The organism is Sphingomonas sp. IC-11 (genome assembly GCF_021043365.1).
In the GTDB taxonomy this organism is placed as follows: Bacteria; Pseudomonadota; Alphaproteobacteria; order Sphingomonadales; family Sphingomonadaceae; genus Sphingomonas.
Genome location: NZ_JAJNDU010000001.1, coordinates 1,133,827 through 1,154,541 on the forward strand (window position 1 = coordinate 1,133,827; position 20,715 = coordinate 1,154,541).

Here is a 20,715-nt window from a genome sequence, read left to right on the forward strand (position 1 = left end):
ATGAAGAGCCGTTCCGTTCTGGCAGCATTGGCTCTCGCCACCGCATTGTCGGGCTGTAATCTGGCGCCGAAGTACGAGCGTCCAATCGGGGCAGTGCCTTCTACCTTGCCTCAGGGCGGCATCTATCCGCGTGCCGCCAGCGACGCTCCGGACGTCTCGCAGATAGGCTGGCGTGACTTCTTTCTTGATCCCCGCTTGCAGCAAGTGATCGAGAGCGGCCTCGCCAATAATCGCGACTTGCGGATCGCCGCGGGCAATGTGCTGCAAGCCCGCGCGCAATACCGGGTCCAGCGCGCCAACCAGGTGCCGAACACGACAGTCTCGGGCTCCGGCACCTACACTAACAACATCTTCGGAGCCGGAGGTGCGGGCGGGACCGGTGCGGTCGGGGGCGGTGTGGGCTCTGGCACTGGCGGCGGCGTCGGCGCAGGAGCCGGGGCAGGCGGCGCCGGAACTGGTGGCGGATCTTCCAACCTGGAGATTTATTCGGTCAACGCCGGCTTCTCGGCGTTCGAGCTTGATCTGTTCGGGCGGGTGAGGAACCTGTCTCAGGCCGCTCTGGAGCAATATTTCGCTACCGAGGAAGCGCAGCGGGCGGCTCGCATCAGCCTTATCGCTGAAATTGCGACCGCGTGGTTGACGATGGCGTCTGACTTGGAACAGCTGCGGATCAGCCGCGAAACGCTGAAGACGTTTGAGCAGTCGCTGAACCTCACTCGCGCTCAGTTCCGCATCGGCGTTGCGTCGGAATTGGAGGCTCGGCAGGCCGAAACGAACTATCAGGCGGCTAGGAACGACATCGCGACGTTGCAGACGCGCGTGGCGCAGGATCAGAATGCGCTGAACCTGCTCGTTGGCACCACGGTCCCAGCGGAGATGTTGCCGCAAGGGTTAGGTGCTGAGCCCGTCACGCGTGACGTGCTGCCCGGCAATCTTTCGTCGGACATCTTGCTGCGCCGTCCGGATGTTCTCCAGGCCGAACATCAGCTCATTGCAGAGAATGCAAACATCGGTGCGGCCCGCGCCGCATTCTTCCCCCGCATTTCACTGACGGCGACGATTGGAACCATTTCAACGGCACTGTCCGGGCTCTTTGCCGGTGGCAGCTTCACCTACAATGCGGCTCCGTCGATCGGTCTGCCGTTGTTCGATGGGGGGCGCAACGCCGCAAATCTCGACTATGCCAAGGCGTCTCAACAGGTGGCTGTGGCGACCTATGAACGTGCGGTGCAAACCGCGTTCCGCGAAGTCTCGGACGCGTTAGCGCAGCGTGGGACGATTGACGAACAAGTCGCCGCGCAGACTGCCCGGGCAGAGGCCGCTAGCGTGGCGGCTCGCTTATCCGAAGCGCGGTACCGTGCAGGTGTTGATTCGTTCCTGGTGTCATTGGACGCGCAACGAACGGCATATGCTGCGCAGCAGCAATTAGTAACTGCTAGGCTGGCGCGCGGGAGCAATCTTGTTGAACTCTATCGTTCACTTGGAGGCGGGCTCAACTGAGTTCGGCCAAGCTCTTGCAAGTGGGAACGAATTCGATACTCTCCCGTAGTTAGGACGAGGAGAGAGCCGATGGTGCCGAAAGAGCGCGCGGGCGACGAAACACTGGTGATCTTGCAAAGCCTGCTTTGCCTGCTCCGGGAAAAGAACGTGCTGACCCGCGCTGACATTGAAACACTGTGCGATCGAGTGGCGATGCGCGCCAGCCAGGCGGAACGCGATCCGTTCCCTTGCGCGGCGGAAGCAGCCCGCAATGCCGCCGCGGAGATGGCGCGGATCGGCGGCTACATTGGTGCGCACTACGGTGGGAAACACCGGCGTATCTGAACCGATTCCCTGACAGCGGTGCTTGCCCGCGAACCTTCTTGCGGGCAGCGCGTTTGCCATGGCCATGAAACTCTTCCACGTCAGCGACGTGCACTTCGGCGCAGAAGACCCGAAGGCGCTTGATTGGTTCGCCCGCTGTGTCGCAGATGAGGCACCGGATGCCGTCATCATGACAGGCGACCTCACGATGCGCGCTCGGCCGAGCGAGTTCGATGCAGGCGGAAAGTGGCTGCAGTCGCTGGGTGTGCCGGTCACCATTGAGGTCGGCAATCATGATCTGCCTTACTATTGGGATCCGCTGCGCCGCCTGTTCAGCCCGTACAAGCGATACGGTGCGGCAGAGCGTCTGATCGAGAAAACGCTCGATTTGCCAGGTGTGTCGATCATTCCGCTGAAGACCACAGCGCGGGCACAATGGCGATGGAATTGGTCCAAGGGGCATGTGAGTTCAGGAGCGTTGCGCGACGCGCTCGAACTGGCCGATGCGGCGCCTAAGGGTAACCTGATCTTCGTAGCGGGGCACCATCCGCTGATCGAAGGCGGAACCCGTGGCACGGCAAAGACGCGCAATGGGGAAAAAGCCTTGGCCGCGCTGGCAGAAGCCGGCGTCCACGCGATCCTGTCCGGCCACGTCCACGACCCATTCGACAAGCCGGTTCAGCACGGAGAATGGACCGTACGGATGATTGGGGCGGGCACCCTGTCCAAACGACTCCGCAGTTCGCCCCCGGCCTTCAATGAGATCCGGATTGACGCTGGCCGATTCGAGACCTTGGCGCGGACCTTGTCGCCTGAACCCAAGCATCCGATCAGCCAGACCTCTCACGCGGGCGCCCGCTGACGTCGCCGAAGGTTACCTGAAGCAAGCGGTGCTATCGTCCACCGCAGGTACAGGCGACCCGCTATAGACTGCGCCCTCTGCCAATGGAGGTCCGCGTGAATGAGCGATCCATCGCACTGAACCGCTTCGGACTGGGAGCGCGGCCGGACGAGCCGGACCTTGCTTCCAGATCTGACGCGCCTCGGACGTGGCTGCTTGCTCAGTTGGACAATTATGATCCTGAGCCTGCTCCGATCCGAAACGCTGCTCGTACTCCAGTGATCTTGAGCGACCTGGCTGATTATCAAGCTCAGGGACGCGCTATCAAGAATAGCCAGCCGGCGGGCGATCGCGCCGTCTCCGGTGTGACGGCAACGATGCCCGATGACTTCGGACCTGCCCTGGAGCTGCGGCGGCAGGCTCGCGGTAGCTTGCGGAAGCACTATGTGCGTGCCGTGAATGCGCGCGTGGAATCGGCCGTGAGCACGTCCACGCCGTTTGCGGAACGCCTGGTTCACTTCTGGTCCAATCACTTCGCCGTCTCCGTCGAGAAGATCAGCGTGTCGCCCTTGGCAGGGGCATTCGAATTCAAGGCGATCCGCCCGCATGTCATGGGGAAGTTCAGCGACATGCTGAAGGCGGTCGAGCGGCACCCGGCCATGTTGCTCTATCTCGATCAGGCGAGTTCCATTGGCCCGGGAAGCCCGTTCGGGCAGCGCCCGCGCGTGATTGCCCGTAACCGCGGACTGAACGAGAATTTGGCCCGCGAGATCCTGGAACTGCACACCCTGGGTGTGCGGACGGGCTACGGCCAGAACGACGTGGTCGAACTCGCACGCGCCCTCACAGGGTGGACGGTGCCAGGGATCGGGCCGCGCACCAGTGCGGTGGGCGTGGCCGGCGGGTTTGAGTTCGTACCCGAGCTGCACGAGCCGGGCGCACGCACAGTCATGCGCAAAACCTATCCGGAGGAGGGGCAAGCGCAGGCGGAGGCGGTGCTGGAGGATCTTGCGCACCATCCGGCCACGGCTCGCCACATCGCCACCAAGCTGGCGCGTCATTTCGCTGGCGACACACCTGCGCCAGCGATGGTTGCGCGTCTGGAGCACGCATTCCTTCGCTCGGGTGGAGACCTTCCAACAGTATATCGGGCCCTGATAAGCTCTCGCGAGGCGTGGGTCGCGGCGCCAGTGAAGTTTCGCAGTCCGTGGGATTGGTCCCTGGCAGTATTACGAGCGCTCGGTTCGCATCTTGCTGACGCAGGGTCGGCTGTTGGTTTGCAGGAGCAGCTTGGCCAAAGAGTATGGCGGCCCGGGCAGCCGAGCGGATTTGACGATATGGCTGCGACCTGGGCGGGATCGGATGCCTTGATGCGCCGCGTAGAGGCCGCTGAGCGTCTGGCTCAGCGCAGCGGCGCTGTTGATGCGGTGAGCCTGGCAGAGAAGATCTTTCCCGGGGCGGTCAGCGTCGCGACATTAGAGGCATTGAAGAGGGCGGAGAGCGGCGGTCAAGCACTCGCCCTTCTGCTTGTCTCGCCTGAAATGATGCGGAGGTAAGCCATGCTCGATCGCCGCTCCTTTATCATTCGCGGAACGCTCGCGACGCTGGCGGCGGGCACGATTGCTCCCATGGCATTCGCGCGCGCTGCGACTGAGCAACGCTTCGTGTTCATCATCCAGCGGGGTGCTGCAGACGGTCTGGGAACGGTGATACCGGTGGGAGATCCTGCCTTTACCGCAGTACGAGGAGCCTTTGCGGAAGATGCGGCAAGCGGTGCCAAGCTGGACAATCTGTTCGCCTTGCACCCGGCAATGTCCACGTCCGCGGAGCTGTATCGTAGACGGCAGGCGCTGTTCGTTCACGCGGTTGCGTCACCGTACCGCGATCGCTCGCACTTTGACGGGCAGAATGTGCTCGAGACGGGTGGGGTAAGTGCCTATCAGATACGCGACGGCTGGTTGAACCGGTTGCTCAGCTTGCTTCCGAAGGATGCCTCTCGGGCGATTGCCGTTTCTGCAACCGTTCCGGCAGCGTTGCGAGGCGGCCACGAGGTGGCGAGCTATGCACCATCCGTGCTGCCGGACGCCTCGGACGACCTGCTTCAGCGGGTAACCATGCTGTATCAGGGAGATGCGCAGCTCCACGCGCTGTGGAGCGAGGCGATGGACACGCGCCAGTTAGCCGGAGACCTGGCGGATCGATCCGGACGGGAGGCGGCTGCAACCGGCGCCTTGGCCGCCCAGCTGCTGGCCCCGGCGGACGGAGCGCGGATCGCGATGATCGAGACCGGAGGGTGGGACACGCACAGCGCGCAGCGGGGGCGGCTCGCCAATGGCCTCAAGAACCTGGACGCGATGCTGGCCGCGCTCCAGACGGGGCTTGGCCCTTCGTGGCAGCAAACCTTGGTGCTGGTCGCGACGGAGTTCGGCCGAACCGTGGTCGTGAACGGGACAGGGGGTACAGATCATGGCACCGGCGCTGCAGCCATGCTGTTCGGCGGCGGAGTACGTGGCGGTAGAGTTGTCGCGGATTGGCCCGGGATAGCGGCCGGCCAGCTGTATGAAGGGCGGGACCTTCGGCCTACATCCGGTCTCCACGACGTCATCACCGGCGCGTTGTCGGAGCATTTCGGCCTCGACGCCGAGCGGGCGGGAGCCGTGTTGTTCCCGGCGGTGGCGCGCCGGACACCCATGTCGGGCCTAGTCGCCTGATCGCGACAATGCTCAAACGAAAAGCCGCCCGCGTTGGAAACGCGGACGGCTCACGCTTTTCGAGAGGGAAGTCTCGAACTTAGTTGGCGGTCAGAACCTGAACCGAGCCGTCCTGCGGTGCGCGGAACGCAACCGGGGTGCCGCCGACGTTTCCGGTCACGCGCTGACCGTTCAGGACCAGGCGGAAGCGATCGCCACCAATGCGGCGGCCGGTGATGACGGTGGCTCCGCCACGGCCTTCGCTGGTCTTGTACACATAGGTCTGCTTGCCGTGCTGGAACGTCTTTTCAGCCTCGGCCTGCGCAGCGAGCGGCGCCAGGGCGGTCAGGACGGCGGCGGTGGTGATCAGCTTGCGCATTGGAGAAATCCTTGGTTGAAAACCTAATCTGTTCGCAGATGCACAATATGTGCTGCACTGCGGCGTGACGATCGCAAAAATCTTTTTGACAGTTGCAACGGATGCAATCGCTCCGGCATTTGTCGGTTGCGGCGGGTTGGTCTATCGCGCGCGGCTTCACGAACACGATTGGTTGCCATGACGCTCTACTCACGTTTTGCCGCTCACATCGACGCGGCGCTGGACGCCCTTGAAACTGCCGGTGTGCTGACGCCCGGCATTGACCGGCGCGCCGTGACCGTGGAGCCGCCGCGCGACCCTTCCCATGGCGACCTTGCCACCAACGCCGCCATGGTGTTGGCCAAGGCGGCGAAGACGAACCCGCGCGCGCTTGCTGAAAAGATTGCGGAAGAGCTGCAGCAGCGTGACGAAGTGTCCGCGGTGGAGGTTGCTGGACCCGGCTTCATCAACCTGCGTTTGACCGATAACAGCTGGCGTGCCGAACTCTCCACCATTATCGATGGCGGCGCAGAATATGGCCGCTCCGCGCGCGGCGCTGGGACCAGCGTGAACATCGAATATGTTTCCGCGAACCCGACCGGGCCGATGCACATGGGGCATTGCCGCGGCGCTGTTGTCGGCGACGCACTGGCGGCCCTGCTGGAGTTTGCAGGTCATCGCGTTATCCGCGAATATTACGTCAACGATGCTGGCGGGCAGGTGGACGTGCTCGCCCGATCGGCGCACTTGCGCTATCGCGAAGCGCTGGGTGAAGACGTTGGTGCGATCCCGGAGGGCCTTTATCCCGGAGACTATCTGGTCCCGGTAGGCCAAATGCTCGCCGACGAGTTCGGCGATCGGTACGTAACGGCGCCCGAGGCGGACTGGCTGCCGCTGTTCCGCACCCGCGCGGTTGCGGCGATGCTTGACCTGATCAAGGCGGATCTTGCCCTGCTGGGTATCCACCACGACGTATTCTCGTCAGAGGCCGAGCTTCAGGCAGCGGGCAAGCCAGAGGCTGCCGAGGCGTGGCTGCGCGCTCGCGATCTGGTGTACGACGGCACGCTCGAGGCGCCCAAGGGCGAGACGCCCGAGGACTGGGAGCCGGTCGAGCTGCCGCTGTTCCGTTCCAGCCAGTTCGGTGACGATCAGGATCGCCCGATCAAGAAGTCGAACGGCCAGTGGACGTATTTCGGTGCCGACCTCGCCTATCACTTCCAGAAGGCGCAGGGCGCGGACGAGTTGATCGACATCTGGGGCGCTGACCATGCCGGGACGGTTAAGCGGATCCAGGCCGCCGTGGCCGCGCTGACGGAGGGCAAGACGCGCTTCGACGTGAAGCTCGTCCAGATGGTCCGGTTGCTGCGTGGCGGTGAGCCGGTGAAGATGTCAAAGCGCGCCGGCAACTTCGTGACGCTCGCCGACGTGGTGCGTGAAGTGGGCAAGGACGTGGTGCGCTTCACGATGCTGACGCGTCGTGCGGATGCCCAGATGGACTTCGACTTCGCGAAGGTGGTGGAGGCGTCCAAGGACAACCCGGTATTCTACGTGCAATATGCGCACGCACGTGTCGCATCGCTTCGCCGCCGCGCCACAGAAGCCGGTATTGAAACCGGCGGCATCGACCTGTCCCGCCTTGATACGGAGGAACTGGGGCTGGTGAAGCTTGCGGCGCAGTTCCCGCGCGTTGTGGAGACGGCCGCTGCTGCTCGTGAGCCGCACCGGATCGCCTTCTATCTCTATGACTTGGCAGCGGCTTTTCACGCGCTGTGGAATGTGGGCAATGATCGACCTGACCGGCGCTTCCTGTTGCCTGACGATCATCAGCTGACTGCTGCGCGTCTTTTCTTGGCGGAAGGCGTCGGGCAAATTATTCGAAACGGCCTCTCCATCATGGGCGTGGAGGCGGTTTCGGAGATGTAAGGCATGGCGAGCAACGAAATCGACCTTCGGGACGAGGACCGGCTTCCGTGGCTGGAAACCGTCGAGGCGGACGAGCCGGAAGGCCCTGGTCTGTTCAGGGTCGTCGTTCTCGTGGTCGTCGGTCTCGTGCTGCTCGCTGCTATCGTCTTTGCGGTGCTGACCTTCCAGCAGCGCGCTCCCGACGGGCAGGGGGAACTGATCGCGGCGCCAGCGGGCGATTACAAGGTCAGGCCTGATGATCCCGGCGGCCTGAAAGTGGAGGGTGAAGGCGATTCTGCGATCGCCGTGAGCGCCGGTGCCAATGCGCCAGCGGCGATTGACCTGAAGGCGGTGCCCGAAACGCCGATCGACGGCCGCCGTGCAGAAGGTGCGCCGGCGCCTGTGACGGGTGGCAGTGCGCGTACCGTCGCCGAGGTGCCGGGCTCGGGCGGGCGCCTGACGGCCACGGCTCCCATGTCCGCACCGACGAAACCCGTGCCTGGGATGGCATCCGGAGGGTCGCTGGTTCAGCTGGGCGCTTTCCCGAGCGAGGCGGCCGCTAACGCCGCATGGAGCGCGGTGGCGAAGCGCTTCTCCTACGTCGCGACACTGGGGAAGACGGTTCAGTCCGCTGAGGTCAACGGGCGCAAGGTGTATCGCCTCAAGGTGAACGCGGGCAGCGCCGATGCCGCGGCGGATCTTTGCGGGCGACTGACGGTGGCTGGCGAAAAGTGCTTCGTCACAAGCTGACGACCAAGGGGCGGGCGGTTCGCCTGCCCCGATCGGCATAGCCGCCCGCCGCCAGGCCGGCTTTTTGCCGCGGCGAAGGCCCTGCTCCCTAGTGAAAAGCGGGCGAGCATTCGCTAACAGCGCCGAATGAAACCTGTGATCTTCGGCCTTTCGGGTCCGGTCCTGACTGCCGACGAACGCGCGTTCTTCGCGGAGGCGCGTCCGGCCGGATATATCCTGTTCAAGCGCAATTGCGTCGATCGACAGCAACTGCGTGCACTGACGGATTCGCTGCGCGAACTCGAAGGGCGAAACGACGTCGCGATCCTGGTCGATCAGGAGGGCGGCCGAGTGGCGAGACTGGGGCCGCCAGAGTGGCCGGCGTTTCCGGCAGGGCCGGACTTCGACCGCCTTTATGACATTGCCCCGATGTCCGCGATCGAGGCCGCGCGCGCCAACGCCACCGCACTTGGCATGATGCTGGCCGAGGTTGGCATTACCGTCGATTGCCATCCGATCCTCGATGTCATTCGCCCGGAAACCACCGAGGCGATTACCATTCGCGCTTTCGGCAGCGAACCCATGCGGGTCGGCGCGATGGGCCGGGCGACGCTGGAAGGATTGGCAGCCGGGGGCGTGGTCGGCGTGATCAAGCACATGCCGGGCCACGGCCGTGCACTGGTCGATTCGCACCACCTGCTGCCCACTGTCACTGCAAGCGAAGCGGAGCTGGAGGAGGATCTGGCGCCGTTCCGAGCGCTCGCCGAGGCCCCGATGGGCATGACCAGCCATATCATCTTCGAAGCATGGGACCGCGAGCGGCCCGCCACCATGTCTCCGACAATCATCGAGGATGTGATCCGTGGACGGATCGGCTTTGACGGTCTGTTGATGACTGACGACATCGACATGAAAGCCTTGTCCGGCACACCGTCGGACAAGGCGGCCGGGGCGATCGCCGCCGGATGCGACCTGGTGCTTGATTGCTGGGCCCGGATGGAGGAGATGGTCGCGATTGCCGACCGTCTCGACGAGATCGCGCCTCGCGCTCGCCAGCGGCTGGATGATGCGATGCGCAGCGTGGTGGCGGAGGAGGGCGACTTTGCGGCGCTGATCGCCAAACGCGACGCACTGCTCGCCCTGGCGGCGTGAGCGGAGAGCAGCTGACGCTCGACCTGGAGGGGTGGGAGGGGCCGCTCGACCTGCTGCTGAACCTGGCGCGGGCGCAGAAGGTGGACCTGAAACAGATCTCCATCCTGGCGCTCGTCGAGCAGTATCTTGTCTATGTGGAGCAGGCGCGAACTCTGAAGCTGGAGTTGGCGGCCGACTATCTCGTCATGGCGGCGTGGCTGGCGTATTTGAAATCGGCATTGCTGCTACCGCGGGATCCTGCGGTGGAGCCGAGCCCCGAGGAGCTTGCCCTTCGACTCCAGCTTCGGCTGGAACGGCTGTCGGCCATGCGGGAGGCCGGGGCGCGGCTGATGGCGCGTGATCGGCTTGGCCGTGACGTGTTCCGGCGCGGCGCTCCGGAGGGGCTGCGTAGGGTGCGCAAGGCGAACTGGTCGGCCGGTATTTTCGACCTCATCTCCGCTTACGGGCAGGTGAGCGCGCGAACCCGACCCGTCATGCACGTGGTGCACGATCGAGAGGTCATGACGCTGGAGGCGGCGATCGCGCGAGTTGCGGCATTGATCGGAACGGCGATCGACTGGGCGGCGATCCAGAGCTTCCTGCCGGAAGGTGCGGCCGGATCGTTCCGACGATCGGCGTTGGCGTCCAGCTTCCTGGCGGCGCTTGAGCTCGCGCGACAAGGCAAGCTGGAGTTGCAGCAGCGCGGCCCCTTTGAACCGCTGTATCTGCGCGCACCGGCGTGAACCCGCTCGACGATTTCACGCGCGCGGTGGAAGCGGTGCTATTTGCCGCGGACGAACCGCTTTCGATCGACAGCTTGCGTGCGCACGTGGGCGAGGGCGACGTGCGCGGCGCACTGGCCAGGCTCGCCGAGGATTATTCGGGGCGTGGGATCAACCTGGTCCGTCGTGGTGATCGCTGGCACTTCCAGACCGCGGGCGACATGGCACACTTGCTGCGCCGGAATCGGGACGAAGTGCGCAGGCTTAGCCGGGCGGCGATCGAGACTCTGGCCATCATCGCCTATCACGAGCCGGTTACGCGTGCCGACATCGAGGCGATCCGGGGCGTGCAGATCTCGAAGGGGACGCTCGACGTGCTGATGGACGCCGGCTGGGTTCGCCCGGCGGGGCGACGCGAGGTGCCGGGGCGGCCGCTAACCTATGGTACGACCCAGAGCTTCCTGGCGCATTTCGGCCTGGAGTCGCGGCGCGATCTGCCCGGCATCGAGGATCTGAAGGCGGCGGGCCTGCTCGACCCGATTGATCTCGCATTGGAAGAACTCGCGGTGGAAAAGCCGGACGAGGGCGACTAGATGGGCGGGACTTCAGGAGATTCCTTATGGGTAGCTTCAGCCTCCCGCATATTCTTGTTCTCGCCATCGTGGCGATCCTTCTGCTCGGCGGCGGCCGCTTCTCGAGCATGATGGGTGACGTCGCAAAGGGCGTGAAGAACTTCAAGAAGGGCATGAGCGAGGATGACGATGAGACGCCGGCCAAGCCGGCGCAGCGCATCGAAGCTCAGCAGGCAGCACGGCCAGCGTCCGAGACGGTCGTCCAGGACGACAAGGTGGCCCGCTGATCTGACGACTGCCGGAAGCATCGCGGCGCATGCTCGACTTCAACTTCTCGGAAATGGCGGTCGTGGCCCTGGTGGCCCTGATCGTCATTGGCCCTAAGGACCTGCCCAAGGCGCTGCGGGTCCTTGGCTATTGGGTCGGCAAGGCCCGAGGTGTGGCACGTCAGTTCCGGGCCGGCTTCGACGAAATGGTCCGGGAGGCCGAGCTCGCCGAGATGGAAAAGAAGTGGAAGGAGGAGAACGAGCGGATCATGCGTGAGCATCCGATGCTGACGCCTGCTCAACCCGTCGCTTCCGACCCGGTGCTGCCCGACGCTCCAGGCTCACAATCCGGTGCTTCAGAATTCCCGGGCAGCCAGGTTTCGCCTGCCGAGCCGGCAAGTTCAGGAGTGCATCATCGTTCGGCCGAAACGGACGAGCCCGTGATGGTTGAGCGACCGACGATCGTTGCGGCCCCCGTGACGAGCCCTGCGCCGCCCCAAGACAAGGCAGCCTCGTGAGCACCGCCGACGACCTGGACGACACCCGCGCCCCGCTGCTTGATCATCTCATCGAGCTGCGTCGCCGGTTGCTCTACTGTATTGGCGCGATCGTGGTGGCGTTTTTCGTCTGCTATTATTTTGCCGAGGCGATCTTTTCGTTCCTGGTTCAGCCGCTGCTGGCGGCAGGACAGACCCGGCTGATTTACACCGAAATCTTCGAGGCCTTCTTCGTTCAGGTGAAGGTGGCGTTCTTCGCCGCCATCATGGTGTCGTTCCCGATCATTGCAAACCAGCTTTGGCAGTTTGTGGCGCCCGGGCTTTATCGCAATGAGAAGCGCGCGCTGCTGCCGTTCATTCTCGCCACCCCGGTGCTGTTCCTGTGCGGGGCGGCGATGGCGTATTATATCGCAGTGCCGATGGCGCTGCATTTCCTGCTCAGCTTCCAGGGCGAAGTTGGCGGGGTAAATCAGGAAGCGCTGCCAGGCATCGGCAACTACCTGTCGTTCATCATGCAGTTCCTGTTTGGTTTCGGCGTGGCGTTTCTGCTGCCAGTGCTGTTGATGCTGCTGGAACGCGGCGGCATCGTGACCCGGCAGCAGCTGGTGTCCGCGCGCCGCTACGCCATTGTCGGTGCGTTTGCGATTGCCGCCGTGCTCACGCCGCCCGACGTTGGCTCGCAGCTGCTGCTCGCGATCCCGTTGTGCTTCCTCTACGAACTCGCGCTGATCGGGATCTGGTTCACCGAGCGGAAGCGCTCGCGTGAGCGCGAGCAATTGTCCGCCGAATAGCAAAACGGCGGACGCGACCTTCATCGCCCCCGCCGTTTCCAAAGGCTTCAGGCTTACTTAGCGTCGTCGGCAGTCTTGGCGACCGTGTCTCCGGCCGAGGAGACGTCACGACCGACGCCTTCGACCGTGTTGCACGCTGCGACCAGCAATGCACCCGCGACTGCAAGCATCCCCACCAGCTTCTTCATAATTCCTCCTGAGCGCAAATGATCTACCAAGATCGCAAATGCGCGATGGCGCCGTTCGTTCCATTAACGTTATGAGCGACCCCGGATGTAATAAGGCCCGGAAGCGTCACCGGGGGGGGGAGGGTTGACGCTTCCGGGCCTATGTCGTGGATAGCGAGAGCGGGGGGGCATAAGGTCGCTATCCGAAGTGTAGAACGCGACTTCTGAAGCGCAGTTCCAACAAAGTTCAGGTTTTTTTATCGCGTGGTTAACGCCGGGCGCTACCCCGCGGGGCAGATCAATCGCGGCCGAGAACTGCGATCGAGATTTCGTAAGCGCCCGTAAGCGGATCATGGTGAAGCGGCGCCCGCAACTGACGCGAGAGCCCTTCCGTGACCCTGCCGAAGCGCGTGGCCAGCCCCTCGCGCAGCGCGGGACTGTCGATGAGGGCCGGCGACGATACCCGCAGGGTGGCCCGATCGGCTTCCGCGCCTTCCTTGACCGACACGCGCAGGTGGGCAGCGGGATCACATGTCACCGCCAGTTCGATCAGTTCCGTGACAAGGAAAGCCACGGCGACCGCCACGTCCTGGGAAACCAGATACGGATCGGTATCCAGCTGGATGCGCAGCTGAATGCCCTCGGCTGCGGTGGCCCTGATGTTCGAGGCAAGCTCGCCCAGCATGGGGCGGAGCCCTAAACCGCGATTTTCTTCCATCTCCGCATAATGGTTGCGGTGAACCACGGCCAGGGCATCAACGCGCCGCTGGATGGAGGCATAGGCCTGCGCTGCCTCGGGTGAGCGGGCACCGCGCGCGTGGAAGTTGATGAGCGAAGAGATGACCTGAAGATTATTCTTCACGCGGTGGTGAACTTCGCGCGTCAGCTTCGTCTGTCGAACAAGACCTTCAGCCAGTCCGGCCTCGTGAATCGCGACGGTGCGGGTAAGCGCGCGGAAGGTGTCGCCGAGCTCGCGAAGCTCCTGAGCGGGGAGGGCGCGAATGGCAGCTGGATCCGGTTCCTCGCCAGGGGTGAAGGCCGCCACATGCGCCCGCAATTGCCGCAACGGGCGGATCAGCAGCCGGTCGACCACGAACCAGGCGATGCCGGCGGCCGCGGCCCACATGACAAGGGGCAGAAGCAAAGCAATGACCAGCGGCGAGGTGATCGGTGCCGAGCGCACCTGCATGGCCAGACCCAACTCGCCGATGCCGAGATCCGTCACATTGCTTTCGCGCCGCTCAAAGGCGTTTTCCCGGGGCAATGGCTCGAGGATCAGTTCCTCGCCCTGCCTCGTCAGCTTGGCTGCATAGGCAGGGGTAAAACCGCTTGGGCGACTGAGGTCGGCAATAAAGTCCTTCGGGAAGAAGGCCGACGCAGCGACACGGCCAGTGCGGCCGACCACGCCCAGCAGCAATCCGCTCCCCGGCACGATCCGGGCGGCGACGGCGGAGTCCCTGGCAGCGCGCGCTACCTCCAGCGCCTGCGGAAAGCCGCTGCCGCATAGCAAGCGGCCGCGCGCGTCGAACACGGCAAAGCGTGCACCGTTGAACGCCTGTTGGGCAAACACGCCCTGAACGCGGGCGCAGCTGGGCGTGTCGAGCGGATCGGCTTCAAGCGCGTCAACGGCAACCCGAAGCGCCGTCATGTCGCCGATCAATTCAATGGCGATTGCCCGACTGCTCTCCGCCGAGGCGACGCGGAGGCTCGCCCGGGCCTCGGCGTCTGCGATCTGCGTTATGCGCAGCGTCGCGAAAACAGCAATGATCGCGAGGGGAAGGAGGGCGATGGAGATGATGACGAGCAGCTTTGCGCCCGTCGGCCACCGCATCATGAACGTCGGCGCCATCGCGCCGTCGCGCGACTCTTCTGGCGCCTTCGTAACCATAAGGTGGGTCTAGTCTAGCTTGCCTAAAAGGGAAATCATCTCGTCGGGCACGGCCTCGTCAATCGTCTTCTGATAGATCGATCGCAGCGCCGCACCCATGTCCCGGTCCTTGGACTGCACCGCCGTGCCGCCTTTCGTCTTGACCGTCTTTTTTGGCGCTTCCTTATCCGAAACCAACTCTAAGCCCCCTGAACCACCCGTTCCGCGTGACGATGAGATTTCCTTGGCCGGATACGGGCCGCGGCGCCAGCCTGTTGATCAAGGCTGACGACGGTGAAACCAAAAAGCCGCTCGTTGGTTCCACATATCGGCGACGAATTGCGTCGTCGGGCGTCTGGCGCCCGCGGGGGGTTTGTCGATGAAGTTGATCAATCAGGGCATGGCGCGCAAAGCCATGCCTTCATCTATTGGGAGTCGTTCCGCCTCATGTCGCTTGGACAACAGCTCGCCCCGCACCTGCCCTTCCTGCGTCGATATGGGCGGGCGCTCACCGGCAGCCAGTCGCACGGCGACAAATATGTGCGCGCCACGCTTGAGGCCATCGTTGCCGCGCCCAACGAATTTCCGCGCGACGTGGATCCGCGGCTTGGTCTGTATCGCACGTTCCAGGTAATCTGGAATTCGACCAACGACGGCGAGCAGGCCGATCCAGGCGATGTCGACGATCAGGAGGCGATTGCCCGCGCCCGCCTGGCGCGGATGACGCCGCTGTCGCGCCAAGCCCTGCTGCTGACCGCCATGGAGGGGTTCACCGTCGAGGACGCGGCCTATCTGGTCGACGTGGCGCCGAGCGAGGTGGAAGCGCTGGTCGCAGAGGCGCTGTCGGAGATCGAGAAGCAGACCCGTGCACGCGTGCTGATCATCGAAGACGAGCCGATTATCGCCATGGATATCGAGACGATCGTTCGCGATCTCGGTCACGAGGTGACGGGCGTTGCCGTCACTCGCGACGAGGCCGTTGCGCTCGCCATGGAGGATCGCCCCGGTCTGGTGCTGGCGGACATTCAGCTCGCGGATGACAGCTCGGGCATCGATGCAGTGAAGGACATTCTGCACGAGTTCCAGGTGCCGGTGATCTTCATCACCGCGTTCCCGGAACGACTGCTCACCGGTGAGCGGCCGGAGCCGACCTTCCTGATCACCAAGCCGTTCCAGCGTTCCACCGTTAAGGCTGCGATCAGCCAGGCTCTGTTCTTCGATCAATCAACCGCGCCCGTTTCGTAATTCGATACGGAGCCAAAACGAGGCTGAGGGGTTGAGCACGCATGGCACACGAAAACGAACGGATCGAAGTGACGACGGACGAGGCGCGGGCCGGTAGCACGCCGCACATGACGCGCTACATCCTGCCGATATCGCTCGTCCTTGTTGTGGTGATCTTCGCCCTCATCCTGTTTGCGCGGCAGTAAGTAACAACCGATGCTAACGGAGCGGCTGGCAAAGCGCGCCGGCGACACCTATCTTGCGCAAAGGACGCCGGAACATCCCGGCGCGGGGATCGAACGACACGACATGACCGAAGCTGAACCGCGCGCCACGGACGCGGCCGATGAGGTATCGGTCGAACACGTCTCCTTGTCCGATCCCGAGTTCAAGAAGCAGTTGGCGCAGGTGATCCCACACCTTCGCGCGTTCGGCCGGTCGCTGTCCGGGAACCGCGATCTCGCCGACGATCTGGTGCAGGAAACGCTGCTGAAGGCATGGGCCGCTCGAAAGCGGTTCCAGGCCGGCACCAACATGCGCGCTTGGACCTTTATCATCCTGCGCAACCTGTATCTCTCCCAGATGCGGCGCGCTCGCTTCAAGGGCGAGTGGGACGATCTGGTGGCGGATCGCCTGCTGGCCGCGCCGGCCAGTCAGGACAAACATGTCGAGCTGGCCGACATGCAGCGCGCGTTGCTTCATCTGCCGCAGCCCCAGCGTGAGGCGCTGATCCTGGTTGGCGCTGGCGGGTTTGCTTATGAGGAAGCGGCGGAGATCTGCGGCGTCGCGGTGGGCACGATCAAGAGCCGGGTGGCTCGCGGCCGTGTCGCGCTCGAGACACTGATGAGCGGTAACGACATGACGTCGCGTACCGACCACACCATCGCCAGCGTGAAGCCCACGCTGGATGAGATCATGGACGAGGTGGACGAGCTCAGCAGGGATCGCTGAGCTGGCCTACCTTTGTCAGTGTTGCGTGGTAAGCCGGTCCAGCTGCGCCAGAATACGGGCGAGTTCATCCGGCACCCTGCGCGTTTCCGCATAGGCATATCGCAGCGACTCGCCGACCGCGTCGGTCACGCGCGGGCGGGGGACGTAATAGCCGCCTCCGCCGCGCTCTCCTGTGTGATGTTCATGTCCCATCATAGCCGCTAGAACGGGCGACGAAGCCATAAGGTTTCAACGTCTTTTTCGTGGTGGATCGTTTGTCAAGCGAAATTATTGCTGATCGAGCAGTAAGCGATGCGGTGGCGCGAGCCCGCGACTATTCGCCATTTCTGGCGATTTTGCTTGAGCGCGAAGGGGAGCAGGGCGCGGGTACGCTCGCCGATCCGCCGCTGATCTCAGCTGACCTGGGGACTGGAAAGGCACTTCGGCTCGCACGTCGGCGCCTGGCCCTTCAGGTAGCGATCGGTGACCTCTCTGGCATGTTCGATCTGAGCGCGGTGACGCACCGCCTCACGAATTTTGCCGACCTGGCCTTGGATCAGGCAATTCACACGGCCATCCTCGAGCGGACGCCTGGTGCGGCCCCAAAGGGGTTCGTGGCCATCGCCCTGGGCAAGCAGGGCAGTCGTGAATTGAATTATTCGTCGGACATTGATCCGATCTTCCTGTTCGATCCCCGCACGTTGCCGACCCGCCACAACGAGGAGCCGGTGGACGCAGCAGTGCGGATCGGCCGCCGCGTCATCGAGCTGCTCCAGGCGCGCGATGCCGATGGTTACGTTCTGCGGGTGGACCTTCGGCTTCGGCCCACGCCTGAAGTCACGCCGATCGCCGTGCCGGTCGACGCCGCCATCGTCTATTACGAATCGCAGGCGCTGCCGTGGGAGCGGGCGGCATTCATCCGTGCGCGCCCGGCCGCCGGTGATCTGGCGCTAGGCCAATCGTTTCTCGACGCGATCCGCCCGTTCATTTGGCGCCGAAGCCTCGACTTCGGCGCCATTGGAGAGATCGTCGAGATCACCCGCCGGATTCGCGACCACCATTCGCAGGGGCAGACGTTCGGGCCGGGCTATGATCTCAAGCGTGGCCGGGGCGGCATTCGCGAGGTGGAGTTCTTCGCCCAGATCCACCAGTTGATTCACGGCGGCCGTGATCCGGCGCTGCGCATTGGCGATACGCGCTCGGCGCTGGCTGCGCTGGCCGCTGCCGGCCGGATCGATCCGGCGGAGGCGCGTGCGCTGACGGACGCTTATGTTGCGCTACGCACCGCCGAACATCGCGTGCAGATGATCGATGACCGCCAGACCCACTCGCTTCCCACCGGGGAGGCGCTGGATCGGGTGGCGCGGCTCGACGGGCGCGAGGATGGTGCGGCGCTGCTCGCGCATCTGCTGCCCCATGTTACGCGTGTCGCGGAAATATTCGACCGGCTGGCTGCGCCCGGGGCGGCGGCACTCTCGACCGATCCCGACAAGCTGTGCGGGCAGTTGGCGGATGCCGGCTTTGGCGACACTGAGGTGGCGCTGGCGCGGATACGCAGCTGGCGTGCCGGTCGCTATCCGGCGCTCCGCAGCGCCGCCGCACAGACGGCACTCGAGGCAGTGCTGCCCGGCCTGATCGGTGCGCTTGCCGAAGCGCCGGAGCCCGAAGCGGCGCTCAACCGGCTGGATCGATTGTTCGAGCGGCTGCCAAGCGCCGTGAACATCTTCCGCCTGCTGGAGGCGCGACCCGCGCTGGCGGTGCTGCTGGTGCAATTGCTCAGCCATGCGCCGACGCTGGCGGACGAGCTCGCGCGGCGACCGGATCTGCTGGATGGCTTGATCGACGCGTCGGCATTCGAACCTGTGCCGGACATCGCCGAACTCGCGGCCGAGATGCGAGTTCGCAGGGGGAGCGACTATCAGGCGCAGCTCGATCATGTTCGCAGGATCGTCGCCGACCGGCGCTTTGCCTTGGGGGCCCAGATCATTGCAGGCGCTTCTGACCCGCTCGCGGTTGCTGCGGGCTATTCGCGGGTAGCGGAGGCCGCCATTGACGTGCTGGCGCAAGCCGCGGTTGATGAATTTGCCCGCCCTCATGGCTTGGTTCCCGAAAGCGAGTTCGTGATCCTGGCGCTTGGCCGGCTTGGAGGCGGGGCGCTGACCCACGCCTCCGATCTCGATCTCGTCTATCTGTTCACTGGCGACTTCGCCGCGGAGTCCGACGGCCCTAAACCGCTGGGCGCGACGCTTTATTATAACCGCCTGGCACAGCGAGTGAGTGCGGCCTTGTCGGTGCCTACCGCCGCCGGTCCGCTGTATCCGATCGATACGAGGCTCAGGCCCTCGGGCAACCAAGGCCCCTTGGTCGTCAACTTCGAGTCGTTCGCGCGCTACCAGCGGGAGAGCGCGTGGACGTGGGAGCATATGGCGCTCACCCGGGCGCGGCCGGTATTCGGCTCTCCCGCCGCCCGCGCGGCGTTGCAGGCGATCATATCGGATGTGCTTGCCGGCAATCGTCCGGAGCGGGACATCGTCGGCGACGCACTGAAGATGCGGGCCGAGATGGCGACGCACAAGCCGCCCGCCGGGCCGCTCGATGCAAAGTTGCTGCCCGGTGGCCTCGTCGATCTGGAGTTCGCCGTGCATGTGCGACAGCTGCAAACCCACCGCGGTTTCGATCCGCATCTGGGCCGTGCCATCGAGGCGCTTGATCTGGCGCCAAGCCTTGGTCCAGCGCACGACCTGCTGACACGCATGATCGTGACGCTGCGGCTGGTGGCGCCGGACGCGACCCAACCGGACATGCCGGCAACCCGCGCGCTGATCGCCCGCGCGCTCCGGCTGGACGATTGGCCGGCGGTGGTCGCGGCGCTGGACAGTGCACGACAGGAGGTTACGGCGGCATGGAAAGGAGTGACTGATGGACATGTTGCCCGACGTGACGGTGACCGCACCTGACGGAACGGTGTTGCGCCTTCGCGAGCGCCCGCTTCCGATGGTGGTCTATTTCTATCCCAAGGACGATACGACTGGCTGTACCCGGGAAGCCCAGGATTTCTCCGCGCTGGCGGCTGAGTTCACCACTGCCGGCATCTCCGTGCTCGGGATCTCGCGCGATACTCCGTCGAAGCACCAGAAGTTCATCGCCAAATATGATCTGGCTGTTGCCCTCGCAAGCGACGAGGACGGCTCTGCCTGCGAAGCGTTCGGCACATGGGTGGAGAAGTCGATGTACGGCCGCACCTATATGGGCATCGAGCGGTCGACCTTTCTGTTTGATCGTGATGGGCGGCTCGCGCGGGAATGGCGCAAGGTGAAGGTCGCTGGTCACGCCGCGGCTGTGTTGGAAGCGGCCTGCGCCCTGTGAGCAGCGTTGCCGAGGCAGCGCGCCGCGTTCTTGAGGCTGCCGATCCATACGAAAAGGTGAAGGCTGCCCGAGCGGCTGCACGTGCATGGCGGCTCGGCAAGCTGGACCATTCGTTCGCGGTGGCCATGCCCGACGCACCGGCGCGTCCGTCGCTTCCTGAATTGCTGCCGCCGAACCGGATGCCCAAGCGCGGCAAGGGCGGTTCCGAACGCGGCCGGCTCGCCTTGTTGCATGCGCTGGCGCACATCGAGTTCGTGGCGATCGACCTCGCCTTCGACATGGCCGGGCGGTTCGGCGCCGGGTTCCCGCGCGCGTTCGTCGATGACTGGTTTTCCGTTGGCGCCGATGAAGCGATGCACTTTGCCATTCTCGAGCGGCGGTTACGGGCGCTCGGCAGCTTCTATGGCGCGCTTCCCGCTCATGCCGGCTTGTGGGAGGCGGCAAGCGTCACCGCCAAAGATCCACTTGCCCGACTGGCTGTTGTGCCGATGGCGCTGGAAGCACGCGGGCTGGACGTGACGCCGGTTACAGTGGAGCGGTTCCGCACCGCGGGCGACGAGGCGAGCGCGCGCATTTTGCAGCGCATCTACACCGATGAAATCCGCCACGTTCGCTTCGGCACGAAGTGGTTTGAGGCAAGCTGCGAAGAATTGGGCCTGATTCCCGCGGCTCATTGGCAATCGTTGATCGGGACGCACTTTCGCGGCGTGGTGAAAGGTCCATTCAACGACTCAGCGCGCGACTCTGCCGGCCTAACGCGGGATTATTACGGCGCTATTGCCTAAGAGACGTAGAAGGAGCCAGAGATCGGCGTCCGGGTGCGGGGGGCCGCAATCCAGACCAGTTTAGATCAAGCGCG

At 64.3% G+C, this 20,715-nt stretch carries 24 protein-coding genes; 19 read left to right on the forward strand and 5 right to left on the reverse strand.

Translation table 11 applies throughout. The features are described 5' to 3' along the window. The 5 genes from LQ954_RS05450 to LQ954_RS05470 all read left to right on the forward strand — a co-directional run bounded on the left by LQ954_RS05450 (nt 1) and on the right by LQ954_RS05470 (nt 5,355). A complete protein-coding gene (locus LQ954_RS05450) occupies nt 1–1,500 on the forward strand; it encodes an efflux transporter outer membrane subunit (protein WP_231022275.1) in 1,500 nt (499 codons plus the stop codon). A 69-nt stretch (nt 1,501–1,569) separates the two neighbouring features. Further along, entirely contained in the window at nt 1,570–1,824 is a 255-nt protein-coding gene (locus LQ954_RS05455) for a hypothetical protein (protein WP_227770480.1), read from the forward strand. 64 nt (nt 1,825–1,888) lie between these two features. Next, nucleotides 1,889–2,665, forward strand: a complete 777-nt coding sequence (locus LQ954_RS05460; protein ID WP_231022728.1) for a metallophosphoesterase family protein — start codon at nt 1,889–1,891, stop codon at nt 2,663–2,665. Between the two features lie 83 nt (nt 2,666–2,748). After that, nucleotides 2,749–4,200 carry a DUF1800 domain-containing protein gene (locus LQ954_RS05465; RefSeq protein ID WP_269142128.1) on the forward strand — a complete coding sequence of 484 codons (1,452 nt, stop codon included), beginning with the start codon at nt 2,749–2,751 and terminating at the stop codon, nt 4,198–4,200. Between the two features lie 3 nt (nt 4,201–4,203). Continuing rightward, nucleotides 4,204–5,355 carry a DUF1501 domain-containing protein gene (locus LQ954_RS05470; RefSeq protein ID WP_231022277.1) on the forward strand — a complete coding sequence of 384 codons (1,152 nt, stop codon included), beginning with the start codon at nt 4,204–4,206 and terminating at the stop codon, nt 5,353–5,355. 79 nt (nt 5,356–5,434) lie between these two features. On the opposite strand, the gene LQ954_RS05475 is transcribed toward LQ954_RS05470, so the two are convergent. After that, nucleotides 5,435–5,713: a hypothetical protein gene (locus LQ954_RS05475; RefSeq protein ID WP_227770477.1), complete on the reverse strand. Its 279-nt coding sequence runs from the start codon at nt 5,711–5,713 to the stop codon at nt 5,435–5,437. A gap of 177 nt (nt 5,714–5,890) precedes the next feature. Here LQ954_RS05475 and argS point away from each other — a divergent pair, with 177 nt between their 5' ends. From argS to tatC, 8 genes are all read left to right on the forward strand, one after another. Continuing rightward, nucleotides 5,891–7,615 (forward strand): arginine--tRNA ligase, encoded by a 1,725-nt coding sequence (gene argS, locus LQ954_RS05480; protein WP_231022278.1) that lies wholly within the window; start codon nt 5,891–5,893, stop codon nt 7,613–7,615. Nucleotides 7,616–7,618: 3 nt separating this feature from the next. Continuing rightward, a complete protein-coding gene (locus tag LQ954_RS05485; RefSeq protein WP_227770475.1) occupies nt 7,619–8,344 on the forward strand; it encodes an SPOR domain-containing protein in 726 nt (241 codons plus the stop codon). A 126-nt stretch (nt 8,345–8,470) separates the two neighbouring features. Then, on the forward strand, nt 8,471–9,475 hold the full coding sequence (locus LQ954_RS05490) for a glycoside hydrolase family 3 N-terminal domain-containing protein (RefSeq protein WP_231022279.1): 1,005 nt from the start codon (nt 8,471–8,473) through the stop codon (nt 9,473–9,475). Beyond that, nucleotides 9,472–10,197, forward strand: a complete 726-nt coding sequence (locus LQ954_RS05495) for a segregation and condensation protein A (RefSeq protein WP_231022280.1) — start codon at nt 9,472–9,474, stop codon at nt 10,195–10,197. The genes LQ954_RS05490 and LQ954_RS05495 overlap by 4 nt, the downstream gene beginning before the upstream one ends. Further along, complete coding sequence (gene scpB / locus LQ954_RS05500) at nt 10,194–10,769, forward strand: SMC-Scp complex subunit ScpB (RefSeq protein ID WP_231022281.1); 576 nt, start codon at nt 10,194–10,196, stop codon at nt 10,767–10,769. The genes LQ954_RS05495 and scpB overlap by 4 nt, the downstream gene beginning before the upstream one ends. Before the next feature lie 26 nt (nt 10,770–10,795). Then, nucleotides 10,796–11,035 carry a twin-arginine translocase TatA/TatE family subunit gene (locus LQ954_RS05505; protein ID WP_227770471.1) on the forward strand — a complete coding sequence of 80 codons (240 nt, stop codon included), beginning with the start codon at nt 10,796–10,798 and terminating at the stop codon, nt 11,033–11,035. A gap of 29 nt (nt 11,036–11,064) precedes the next feature. Next, on the forward strand, nt 11,065–11,532 hold the full coding sequence (gene tatB, locus LQ954_RS05510; RefSeq protein ID WP_227770470.1) for a Sec-independent protein translocase protein TatB: 468 nt from the start codon (nt 11,065–11,067) through the stop codon (nt 11,530–11,532). Beyond that, nucleotides 11,529–12,302: a twin-arginine translocase subunit TatC gene (gene tatC / locus LQ954_RS05515; RefSeq protein ID WP_231022282.1), complete on the forward strand. Its 774-nt coding sequence runs from the start codon at nt 11,529–11,531 to the stop codon at nt 12,300–12,302. Before tatB ends, tatC begins: the two co-directional genes overlap by 4 nt. Before the next feature lie 53 nt (nt 12,303–12,355). Here the strand turns inward: tatC and LQ954_RS05520 are convergent, their stop codons facing one another. From LQ954_RS05520 to LQ954_RS05530, 3 genes are all read right to left on the reverse strand, one after another. Further along, nucleotides 12,356–12,490, reverse strand: a complete 135-nt coding sequence (locus tag LQ954_RS05520; protein WP_227770468.1) for an entericidin A/B family lipoprotein — start codon at nt 12,488–12,490, stop codon at nt 12,356–12,358. A gap of 277 nt (nt 12,491–12,767) precedes the next feature. Beyond that, a complete protein-coding gene (locus LQ954_RS05525) occupies nt 12,768–14,357 on the reverse strand; it encodes a sensor histidine kinase (RefSeq protein WP_231022283.1) in 1,590 nt (529 codons plus the stop codon). Between the two features lie 9 nt (nt 14,358–14,366). Further along, nucleotides 14,367–14,534 carry a NepR family anti-sigma factor gene (locus LQ954_RS05530; protein ID WP_231022284.1) on the reverse strand — a complete coding sequence of 56 codons (168 nt, stop codon included), beginning with the start codon at nt 14,532–14,534 and terminating at the stop codon, nt 14,367–14,369. A 249-nt stretch (nt 14,535–14,783) separates the two neighbouring features. Between LQ954_RS05530 and LQ954_RS05535 the strand changes: the two genes are divergently transcribed. The 3 genes from LQ954_RS05535 to LQ954_RS05545 all read left to right on the forward strand — a co-directional run bounded on the left by LQ954_RS05535 (nt 14,784) and on the right by LQ954_RS05545 (nt 16,511). Further along, a complete protein-coding gene (locus tag LQ954_RS05535; RefSeq protein WP_227771059.1) occupies nt 14,784–15,581 on the forward strand; it encodes a response regulator in 798 nt (265 codons plus the stop codon). Between the two features lie 41 nt (nt 15,582–15,622). After that, on the forward strand, nt 15,623–15,766 hold the full coding sequence (locus LQ954_RS05540; RefSeq protein ID WP_177179026.1) for a hypothetical protein: 144 nt from the start codon (nt 15,623–15,625) through the stop codon (nt 15,764–15,766). A gap of 103 nt (nt 15,767–15,869) precedes the next feature. After that, nucleotides 15,870–16,511, forward strand: a complete 642-nt coding sequence (locus LQ954_RS05545; RefSeq protein WP_227770465.1) for a sigma-70 family RNA polymerase sigma factor — start codon at nt 15,870–15,872, stop codon at nt 16,509–16,511. 15 nt (nt 16,512–16,526) lie between these two features. On the opposite strand, the gene LQ954_RS05550 is transcribed toward LQ954_RS05545, so the two are convergent. Then, a complete protein-coding gene (locus LQ954_RS05550; RefSeq protein ID WP_231022285.1) occupies nt 16,527–16,706 on the reverse strand; it encodes a hypothetical protein in 180 nt (59 codons plus the stop codon). 101 nt (nt 16,707–16,807) lie between these two features. Here LQ954_RS05550 and LQ954_RS05555 point away from each other — a divergent pair, with 101 nt between their 5' ends. The 3 genes from LQ954_RS05555 to LQ954_RS05565 are packed head-to-tail and all read left to right on the forward strand — an operon-like array spanning nt 16,808 to nt 20,641. Continuing rightward, nucleotides 16,808–19,447 carry a bifunctional [glutamine synthetase] adenylyltransferase/[glutamine synthetase]-adenylyl-L-tyrosine phosphorylase gene (locus tag LQ954_RS05555; RefSeq protein ID WP_231022286.1) on the forward strand — a complete coding sequence of 880 codons (2,640 nt, stop codon included), beginning with the start codon at nt 16,808–16,810 and terminating at the stop codon, nt 19,445–19,447. After that, nucleotides 19,410–19,856 (forward strand): peroxiredoxin, encoded by a 447-nt coding sequence (locus tag LQ954_RS05560; protein WP_231022287.1) that lies wholly within the window; start codon nt 19,410–19,412, stop codon nt 19,854–19,856. Before LQ954_RS05555 ends, LQ954_RS05560 begins: the two co-directional genes overlap by 38 nt. After that, nucleotides 19,853–20,641 carry a ferritin-like domain-containing protein gene (locus tag LQ954_RS05565; protein ID WP_231022288.1) on the forward strand — a complete coding sequence of 263 codons (789 nt, stop codon included), beginning with the start codon at nt 19,853–19,855 and terminating at the stop codon, nt 20,639–20,641. The genes LQ954_RS05560 and LQ954_RS05565 overlap by 4 nt, the downstream gene beginning before the upstream one ends. Nucleotides 20,642–20,715 lie beyond the last annotated feature (74 nt).